Source organism: Actinoallomurus acaciae, assembly GCF_042429965.1.
In the GTDB taxonomy this organism is placed as follows: Bacteria; Actinomycetota; Actinomycetes; order Streptosporangiales; family Streptosporangiaceae; genus Actinoallomurus; species Actinoallomurus acaciae.
On record NZ_JBHLZP010000318.1, the window covers coordinates 1 to 9,538 of the forward strand.

Consider the following 9,538-nt stretch of genomic DNA (forward strand, 5'->3'; position numbering starts at 1 on the left):
GGCCTTCCTGGTCGCCGGTGCAGAAATCGCAATCCACACCGAGCCAGAAGGCCCTCACCTACTTCAAGATCATCCACCCGTGTCGCCGTCACCAACCTCCATGGTCAGTACAGCTAGCGCGTCAAGGTGCGCATTGAGAGGTTCGAGGTCATCCCCGACTCTTTCGACTACGCGCCAACGGGACAGAGAGTCGCCGCCATGTGGAGCGGTGACGATACGATCAAGCGCGGCATGGTTCGTGCGGTCAAAGAGCTCTGGGGCATGAACCTCTTCAGCCATGAGGGACGCTGGGGAGCCACTGCCGGGGATGCAGGTGCAGCAGGTCTGGACGAGATGAGCGAAATCGCTGACCTCGGCAATGGCCTGTGTTTCCGCCGTCGGCCTGTGAACTGACGACAGGCCCGCCCGCAGCGAAGGGGCCCCATGGCAGCGCAGCATGAGCCCGCACGCCACACCCGGCCATCCGAGGCCGACGCCGATCTAAGTGCCGGGCGTTCTACGAATTTCCCTGCGCAGGTCAGGATCACGCGCCTTGACGGGACGCGCGCCACCACCTAGGGGCGGTCCAGCCGCAGCAGGCCGGACCGCCGGACTGCGGCCTGCGGGCGGCGCTCCGCGCCGTCCTCGGCCGGGCCAGCGACCCGCCGTTAGGGACGGCAGCACACGTGTAACGAGGTCCCTCGAACGCGTTACGCATGACCGCGCGGACGCCGTACCTATCGTCTCTGCCCGACAACCCCTGAAGGACGCCATGCCCTCACGTTCCCCAACCCCACTAGACGATCAGAGGCGTTGATTGATCGTGAGCACCGCAACGTTGACGCAGTCGCGGCCTTCGCTGTGGGTGCTGGAAGCCCAAACGATGCCGTCGTCGTAGTAGATGTGCGGGGTTGGTCTGCGGTCACCGGTGGGTGGCCGAGCATCGGTGGAGTTACCAGGACCGTGCACGGCCTTACGGCTGTCTGCGGCGCTGGTTTCCCAGTCGGTGAGGTAGCCGGTGAGCCCGCTTGCACGTAGGCCATTACGCATCGCGTCGGAGACATCAGCCAAATATGTCGGCACGTTACGACGGCTACTCCAGCCGTCGGGCCGCTGTGGCGGGGGGACGGTGCGGGAGGCCCGATACAGTCCGTGGCCGGCCTCACCGATGACCGTTGATGCGCGGTGGGAGTTGCCTGCGGTGCGAGAGCTGCCATCTGGGCGGCCCAGGATTGTTCCTTGACGTTCGATCGGCCCACTACTTCGGAAGACCTGCCGAGGGCCCTGACTCGCCGTTGTTCCGGGGACCACCCCGGCCTCTTCGGCGAGTGGCTTGGGGGCAACCCAAATAACCACGCGCCGAAGTTCGTCGTCGGAGCTCGGCGGCAAGATCAGTGGATATGGACTTTGTGATCGACTTTTACCCCGTGTGATTACATTGAAAGTAATAAATGTTGCTATAGGTTCATATCGACCTCGACGCTTGATTAGATCAGCGACGGTCTCTTCCAAAGACACTCTAACGTTGACGGCTCGATCGTTGCCTGCCTTGTCGGCATTCCCCCAAAATCCGCCCCTACCGCCACCCTCGATAAACACCTCCAGGGCTGACATCGAGCCGGCGCGTCGCCGGATCGCTTCTTGAGCTATAAACTTCGCGATTTCTTGAATCAGTCCGAGTTGTTGATGGCCAACTTTTTTATCACGTACATCGAATGGAATCTCGGCGACCGGCCTGTCGCTTCTAGGTGAGATAGAGAAAGCCTGGAGTGCTCGCTCATATTCTGTCCTGGAAAAATCCGCGAGCCGCCGGTAATGCTCCTCGATTTCTGCGAGATTGCTGCCTTGAGGGGGAAGGCGGATTTCCCATACGGAGACTTTTGGCTCGAGACGGCCGCCTTCTCCGCCTCTGTCCATGCTGGTAAAATAGTTCCGGATCCCCAAAGACCTGTATGGAGTGATTATTGTCTGCGCATTAAGGGTGATGCCATTTTCAAGGAACTGCCCGATGACGTGATCGATCGTCTTCCCGTCTACCGTCGCCGGCAAGTCCCACAAACTTCCCTCGTAGCCGGATCGTCGTAGGTGATCGATGATTCTTTTATTGTAGGACGAAAATTCTTGCTCGAAGCTGGTGCGGATGTTGGAAGACTGTGACTCGAGAAAGGCCCGCAGTTGGTGCGGAAGATATTCGAGCTTAGCGCGCCAATTTGTTCGTCCTGCCATTATGGTATTATTTTTCCAAAGGCCGCGATCGCCGACGCCGATCGCATCTTTTACGGCACCCTCGAGCTGGGCTGCCACTTGCGTATAGAGCGTTGCCACGTGCCCAAACAATGACTGCGTGTCGTAGTCTAGGGCGAGGTCTGTTTGAACGGCCTCCGGAGAAACACTTGCAAAATGGGCAGCAAAGGTCTCCCCAATGCGTAGTCCGGCACGAGCGTGTTGACTTGCCATGTCACTTTGCGAACCAGTCCGGCGCCATTTCGCAGTAAACTCAAGATAGCGTGACTCGCTGAAGGGTGCGATACCGACGCTGAACTGAACGTCGAACCTTCTTCTCCGCTTCGCCTGTGAGGATGGGGGCGGCGATACTGTAACCTCAAACTCGTCTACTTCCTCTTCCACTTCGAATGTTGGAAATAGTTTCGCAAAATGCGTATCCTCCTCGGCGTCGTCTAGAACCCGCCAGACCCTGTGAATCTCACCCCATACGGCGTCATGGCTTGCACGGTTCTCTCCAGGAAGAGCACGGGTCGGCTGTCCGATGATTTCAACATAGGGGACGCCCATATAACTGTCGGCATCAATCGAAACTAGTGCAGAGGTGGCTAGCCTTTCAATCTGTATCCGATTTCCGTATTGCCAGTCCAATGTGAAATCAGTCTCTATTTCTACGCCTACGGCGCCGACGCGGAAATCGGAAGGGTCAGTGATTGATCGAGCGATCGATTGTGAGGCCAGAGGGAGACCCCTTCCAACTCTTACCTTTCCCGTACTATCGATGATCAATGCCCTGACCTCGAGCGGCACACGCATCCGCTCCGCGTCCGCCGGCCTGGTCCAAGCTGTACCCTTCCGTGTCTCTACTATCTGCAATCCTTCATCCGAGGTATGGACTACGGCGAACGCATGATGCATTGCCCCAGGTATACCCTCCACCACAAACGCGGCAGCACCTGGCTGAAGACTTTTGATTTCATCGAAAAAATCCTCCCAGTGTTGAACCCATATCCAGCCCTCGGCCGGCCACCCCATGAACCGTTGAGCGGCGGGCCGGATCGCTGAATCATCTTGCGTCTTCACGGGCATAATAATTGAACGGTCACCGTGAGGCGGGAAAAGTTCAGAGGCGAGATGATTTACCACCGACAAACACCACTCGTTACGCGCACTCATCGTCTGCCAAAACGACGGGCCACCACCAACTGTGCTTGAGCGGCCAGCTTTTCGCGCTGCTGAGACGACCTTTCGGGCTAGCCTCCCAGCGCTGAAATCGTCCGCTACAGCCCAATCGGTACCCTGGGCCTTAAAAGCCTTCACCGCAGCCCGATCGGCTGCGGTCACTACCGTCGGCACCCCCAGTGCCACCGGCGAACGCGGCGAGACCGGACCGGCCTCCACCGGTGATCCCGGCCGGCCCTCCGGCTCAGGCTCGATGACCCGCCCCCCTGGCCCGACCTGGACGGTCATCACCCTGGCCTGTACACACGCCCCGACACTCCGACTGGACTTCCGCCACATCCCGTAATTGATCACACTCACATCCCACACCCAACCCGCACACCGCTGGCAACCGGGATGGCCGACGTCTTTCCGTTTGCGGGTGCTAACGGTCGCCCAGGACTGCCGGTAAGCGATCTCGCGGCAGAGGTACGGGTGGACTCGCTGGCTCTGGTCAACCAGATGAGGGCGATCCCGGAGGAGGACACCGAGCACCTGCCGATGACGGCGCGGCAGGTGATCTATTGGCTGGTCGGCACCGACGGCTTCCCGAGAGATGAGGGAGCCTACGGCCAACTGCTGGAGAAGCTGGGGGCGCGCATGCCGGGCGCGTCTGATCCCGAGGACCGCGATCCGCGACGACGGGGCCGACTGCCGTCCATACGCGCAGCGACCGCGATCCTGCCACGTTCACCGATCAGGTCCGTGAGCTGGCCGACCCGTATCTCCGGCATCTGGACCAAGGCCAGCCGCGGGCCATCAAGGTGTGGGTGGAGGCCGCCAGCATGATGTGGATGCCAGCCATCACCGCGCACGCGTCCGGCGGCTCCGTGCACTCCAGCGGCGGGTTCGAGTCGGTCAACACCAAAACGAGGTGGCCGCCGGATCACTTACCGGCAGGTACCCGCGACCGTGATCCGCCTCGGCGACCGGGCCCCCTCCGGCCTGTCGTTCCTGGACTCGGCCGCCGACGACGTCTCGTCGTTCGTGGAAGACGTGGGCTGCCCGTGCCGATGTTCACACGGCGGGGTCGGCCTCCTGTGCGATCTCGTGCACGCTGCCCTGGGGCGGCAGGCCGCTGCCGATGTCGATGAACTGGCGGATCCCCGCGTCGGCCAGCGTCCGTACCGCGCGTCGGAGAAAGGCGCGGTTGTCTCGGGCGATCTCCGGTAGATCGGGGATCAGGGTGTAGATCTCCTGGGCGGCGCGCCGGTCGGAGGCGAAGTTCTGCGTGCCTCCGAGGTGGTAGTCGTACATGCGCGCCGGGCTGGCCATCGACGTGTCGACGCCGGGCGGCGTATCCGAGCGGTCCGGCTCCGGTGCGGGAGGCTCTCCGGGGTCACTCACACCGGCACCCTATCGCCGCGCGGGATTTCCCCAGGCCGGGCGGACCCCGGCGTGACCTGCGGAGTCGGTGAGTTCCGGACACCCCAGGGGTGGAAGAGCCGCAGGACGGGCCGACGTGTTCAGGCCCCGGCGGCGCCGCGCCGTCGGCCGCCGGGCCGTTCAGCGCGGCGGACCGGCGAGCCGGACCGCGGCCTCCAGGAGTACGGCGTGGACGAAGGCCTGGGGGATGTTGCCGCGCAGCTGCCGCTGGGTGACGTCGTACTCCTCCGACAGGAGGCCCGCCGGGCCGCAGGCGGCGCGGTTGCGCTCGAACCAGCGCAGTGCCTGTACGTCGTCCCCCTGCTGGTGGGTGGCGATCGCGAGGAGGAAGCCGCACAGCAGGAAGGCTCCCTCGGCCTCCCCGAGCGGGCGTTCGTCGTGCCGGAAGCGGTAGGCGTAGCCGTCGTCGGTGAGCTGTTCGACGTAGGAGCCGAGGGTGCGGCGGGCGCGTGGGTCGTCGGGAGGGACGGCGCCGCGGATGGCCGGCAGCAGAAGCGCGCCGTCGTGGCGCGGATCGTCGGCGGCGCGCTGCCAGCGTCCGGACGGATGAACGCCGAAGGCGGCGGTCTCGGTGACGATGGTGTCGGCCAGGCCGATCCGGCGTCCCACCGCCGGATCATCCGGAACGGCGTCGGCCAGGGCGCGCAGGCCGGCGGCGCAGATGAGCCGGCTGTGCGTCCATGCGCGGTCCTCCAGCTCCCAGACGCCCGCGTCCCGGTCGTGCCGACGCGACTCGATGGCGGCGACCGCGGTGTGCGCGGCGCGGCGGGCGTCGTCGTCGAGCCGTCCGCGCCGGGCGGCGGCCGCGATCAGCAGGAGCGCCTCTCCGAACGTGTCGAGCTGGAACTGGTGGGTGACGCGATTCCCGATCCGGTCCTGGCCGCCGGGGTACCCGGCCAGGTCCAGCCGGCGCTGGTCGGGGAGGGGCCCGCCGTCGACGGTGTAGGCGGGTTTGAGGCCGGGCCCGTCGTCGAGGAGCCGGGCGGAGACGAAGCGGACCGCGTCGTCCAGCAGGGAGTCGACGCCGGCGGCGGCCGCGGCCTGTCCGGCGAAGCACTGGTCGCGGACCCAGACGTAGCGGTAGTCGTAGTTGCGTTCGCCGCCGCTGCGTTCGGGCAGGCTGGTCGTGGCGGCGGCGACCATGCCGCCGCCGCTGCCGGTCAGGCCGCGCATGACGGCGACGGCGTGCCGGGCGTCGCGGTCGGCGATCGTCCCGGTCCGGAGGGTGGTCTCGTCCCGCCAGGCGGTCTCGGTCGCCCGCCAGAGACGGTCGGCGTCGGGGCACCGGCCGGTGAGCGGCCGGTCACCGAGTTCGAGGACGAGATCGTGGTGCCCGCCGGCGGGGATCTCCAGGTGCGCCTCCAGGCGCCGGTCGCCGTGCGCGGTCGTACGAACGGACGCGTCGTCAGCGCCCGACCAGCGCAGGTGCACGCCGCCGAGTTCGGTCCGCCAGACGCCGTCGTCGCCGCGCCGGGGAGAGCGGAGGCGGTGCTCGCCGAACCCCGGGCGTGGGTCGCAGACGACGCGGACACGGGCGTCACCCCGCGTGGCCATGATCCGTCGCAGCAGCACGGCGCACCGGGGGTCGCCGGGGAACGCCAGGGCCTCGCGGCACTCCACGACGCCGCTCGTGGTGACCCAGCGGCTGTGCCAGATCAACGACGTCCGCTCGTAGTAGCCGCCCCAGACGAAGGGCTCCTCCGGCGTCACCGCGTACATGCCGCCGCCGCCGATGAGGGAGGAGAAGACGGCGTCGCTGTCCCAGCGGGGAACGCACATCCAGCAGAAGTCACCGCGCGGCCCGACGATGACCCCGCGTTCACCGTCCGCGAGCAGGGCGTACTGCCGCAGCACGTGCGGTGGGTACATCAGTAGGTCGGCCAATGATCCTCTCTCCCGTGGGCGGGCGCGTCCTGGGGGATCGGCGGGGGAGGCCGGGCGGGAACCGGCCGCGCTACCAGAATCGGCCGTAGCGCGACGCCGAGGCCGGTGAGAGCACGTCGGCGTCGGTGGCCAGGTCGGTGATGGACAGGACGCCGACCGGACGGTCGTCCTCGACGACGGGCAGCCGCCGGATGAGGTGTTCGCGCATCGAGCGAAGGGCGTTGTCCGCGTCGTCGTCGGGCGAGACGGTGATCAGGTCGCAGCTGCAGATCTCGGCCACGGTCGTCCGCCTCACGTCGCGGCCGTCGGCCACGGCCCGGACCACGATGTCGCGGTCGGTCACCATTCCCAGCAGCCGGCCATCGTCGAGGATGAGCAGGACGCCGATGCCGTGCGCGCGCATGAGGCCGGCCGCGTGCGACAGAGACGTCTGCCCGGACACGCTCACCGGTGCCGGCGTCATCACGTCGCGTATCTTCCGTGCCATGTGAGATCCCCCTTCTCACACCGGAACCGGGTCAGGCTCGCGTGAGTCCGCGCGCCCCCTGACAAGCCCCTCGTACCCGGCGGCGTACGAGCTGTACCCGATCGACCGCGGTGAGCGGACCCCACCGGTCACGGCCCTCACCCACGCCTCCGGCGCCACCGGGGCGGTCATCCGCAGCGCGCGGATCGGCGGCCCCGCGCACGTCGGCTCGGTGAAGGCCTACGTGCGCGGGGAGAACGCCTACACGCCCCACGAGGCGTACCGCCGGAGACCCGGCTCACCGGCTGGGCATCCTCGTCTCCATCGTCGGATGGTCTCCCAAAGGGACGGGAACCGGTTCATCGACGCGGGCGCGATGAGCGGCCGGCGTTCACTCCTCGACGGTGATGGCGAGGGCCGGGCAGACGGTGGCGGCGTGACGGACGTCGTCGGCCTGGTCCACGGGCGGGCTGTCGTCCAGGAGCACGGCGATCCCGTCCTCGTCGCGCTGGTCGAACACCTCCATGGCGGCGACCACGCACTGGCCGGAGGCGACGCACTTGTCCTGGTCGAGGGTGACCTTCATGGGTTCCTTCCGAAAGGTGAGGGGACTTACCAGGTGACCGGCAGCTCGTAGACCCCGTAGACGGATCCGTCGTGCTTGAAGGGGATCCGCTCGACGTCCGTGGCCAGGCGGAGCGTGGGGATGCGCCGGTAGAGGGTGCCGTAGACGACTTCCAGCTCCAGCCGTGCCAGCGGCTGGCCCAGGCACTGGTGCACGCCGAAGCCGAAGGCGACGTGGCGGCGGGCGTCGCGCCGCAGGTCGAGGTCGTCGGGCTCGGGGAAGACCTGCGGGTCGCGGTTGCCCACGTCGTTGGCCATGATGACGCCCTCGCCCGCGCGGATCAGCCGCCCGGCGATCTCGATGTCCTCCAGGGCCACGCGGCGCCGGCCGTTGTGGGTGATGTTCAGGTAGCGGAGCAGCTCCTCCACGGCCGAGGCCACGACGGCGCGGTCGTCGGTCCCGCGTAGGAGGGCCAGCTGGTCCGGATGCTCCAGCAGGGCCAGCGTGCCCAGGGCGATCATGTTGGCGGTCGTCTCGTGACCGGCGATCAGCAGCAGGACGCCCATCTGCGCGGCCTCGCTCCGGGTCAGCTCGCCGGCCTTGACGCGTTCGGCCAGGCCGGACAGCAGATCGTCGCGGGGCTCGGCGAGTTTGTCGCCCATGAGGGCGTCGAGATAGGCGGAGAGCGCCTGGGAGGCGGCGAACCGCTGCTCGGGCTCGGCGTCGCGTCTGATGATGGTCCTGCTCTTGCTCTGGAAGAAGTCGTGGTCGGTGTACGGCACGCCGAGCAGCTCGCAGATGACCAGGGAGGGCACGGGCAGCGCGAACGCCTCGACCAGGTCGACCGGCTTCGGGCCGGTCAGCATGCCGTCGATCAGGTCGTCGACGATCTTCTGGATGGCCGGGCGCAGGGCCCGTATCCGTCGGATGGCGAACGGCGCGGTGACCATGCGCCGTAGCCGGGCGTGCTCGGGGTCGTCCATCAGGATGAAGCTGATGGAGGAGGCGCCGGGGGCGCGCGGCACGGGGCTGGGATAGCCGGGGCGGTCGGGGTCGGAGCTGACCCTCGGGTCGGCGAGGAGGGTTCGCTGTTCGGCGTAGCCGGTCACCAGCCAGGGTGTGCTGCCGTCCCACAGCCGGACCCGGACGAGCGGGTCCTCCCGCTGCCTGGCCCGTGCCTCAGGAGGCGGGTCGAACGGGCAGCCCGCCGCCCTGGTCATGGGGAAGAACGGGAGGTCGGCCCGCTCGGTGGCCGAATCGAACGTCTGGGTCATCGTCTCCTCCAGGGACTGCGGTGGGCGTGAGCACAGAGCGGGGTGCGCCGTCGGCGCGCGTGTCGAGAAGCTCCTGGCGGCGCAGGCGGGTCTGCTTGGGCATGTTCCAGCCGAGTACGCCGGTGACGCGGCCGGCGTGGGAGTAGCGGGCGACGAACCGGCGGCCGGCGAGGTCACCGTCGACGACGGCCACGTCGGCGTCCGCGGCGAGCGTGCCGTGGAACTGGATCTTGGCGGTGAACTGGTCGGTCCAGAAGTAGGGGATGGGGGAGTAGGGCCGGTCCGCGCCGAGGATGTTCGCGGCGACGACACCGGCCTGCTCGGCGGCGTTGGTGCGGTTCTCCCGGCGGACGAGGCCGCCGAGCCGCTCGTCGCGCCAGCGGGCCACGTCACCGACGGCGTAGACGCCCTCCGCGGCCCGGCACCGCGAGTCGCAGACCAGCCCGTCGTCCAGCGGCAGCCCGGATCCGCCGAGCCACCCGGTCGCCGGGTCGGCGCCGATCGCCACCACGACCGTGTCGGCCGGCAGGACCTCGCCGT

General features: G+C 67.2%; 8 protein-coding genes. 1 reads left to right on the forward strand and 7 read right to left on the reverse strand.

Annotation, left to right across the window (positions count from 1 at the left end):
* Positions 1 to 126: 126 nt before the first annotated feature.
* On the forward strand, positions 127 to 393 hold the full coding sequence (locus ACFFNX_RS32255; RefSeq protein ID WP_378209651.1) for a hypothetical protein: 267 nt from the start codon (positions 127 to 129) through the stop codon (positions 391 to 393).
* Positions 394 to 783: 390 nt separating this feature from the next.
* On the opposite strand, the gene ACFFNX_RS32260 is transcribed toward ACFFNX_RS32255, so the two are convergent.
* The 7 genes from ACFFNX_RS32260 to ACFFNX_RS32290 form a co-directional block, all read right to left on the reverse strand.
* Positions 784 to 3,285, reverse strand: a complete 2,502-nt coding sequence (locus ACFFNX_RS32260) for a hypothetical protein (protein WP_378209652.1) — start codon at positions 3,283 to 3,285, stop codon at positions 784 to 786.
* Positions 3,286 to 4,440: 1,155 nt separating this feature from the next.
* On the reverse strand, positions 4,441 to 4,770 hold the full coding sequence (locus ACFFNX_RS32265) for an SAM-dependent methyltransferase (RefSeq protein WP_378209653.1): 330 nt from the start codon (positions 4,768 to 4,770) through the stop codon (positions 4,441 to 4,443).
* Between the two features lie 159 nt (positions 4,771 to 4,929).
* The gene (locus tag ACFFNX_RS32270; protein ID WP_378209654.1) at positions 4,930 to 6,693 is read right to left on the reverse strand and encodes a glycoside hydrolase family 15 protein; all 1,764 of its coding nucleotides are present in this window, start codon (positions 6,691 to 6,693) and stop codon (positions 4,930 to 4,932) included.
* A gap of 70 nt (positions 6,694 to 6,763) precedes the next feature.
* The gene (locus ACFFNX_RS32275) at positions 6,764 to 7,180 is read right to left on the reverse strand and encodes a CBS domain-containing protein (RefSeq protein ID WP_378209655.1); all 417 of its coding nucleotides are present in this window, start codon (positions 7,178 to 7,180) and stop codon (positions 6,764 to 6,766) included.
* 370 nt (positions 7,181 to 7,550) lie between these two features.
* Positions 7,551 to 7,745 carry a ferredoxin gene (locus ACFFNX_RS32280; protein WP_378209656.1) on the reverse strand — a complete coding sequence of 65 codons (195 nt, stop codon included), beginning with the start codon at positions 7,743 to 7,745 and terminating at the stop codon, positions 7,551 to 7,553.
* A 26-nt stretch (positions 7,746 to 7,771) separates the two neighbouring features.
* Positions 7,772 to 8,998, reverse strand: coding sequence for a cytochrome P450 (locus ACFFNX_RS32285; RefSeq protein ID WP_378209657.1), 1,227 nt, complete (start codon positions 8,996 to 8,998; stop codon positions 7,772 to 7,774).
* The coding region (locus tag ACFFNX_RS32290; RefSeq protein WP_378209658.1) for an oxidoreductase C-terminal domain-containing protein at positions 8,904 to 9,538 on the reverse strand (635 nt) is incomplete at its 5' end. The genes ACFFNX_RS32285 and ACFFNX_RS32290, both read right to left, overlap by 95 nt.

Coding starts and splice junctions, on each gene's coding strand:
- ACFFNX_RS32280 (WP_378209656.1), bottom strand. CDS start 7,745: ATGAAGGTCACCCTCGACCAGGACAAGTGCGTCGCCTCCGGCCAGTGC.
- ACFFNX_RS32275 (WP_378209655.1), bottom strand. CDS start 7,180: ATGGCACGGAAGATACGCGACGTGATGACGCCGGCACCGGTGAGCGTG.
- ACFFNX_RS32285 (WP_378209657.1), bottom strand. CDS start 8,998: ATGACCCAGACGTTCGATTCGGCCACCGAGCGGGCCGACCTCCCGTTC.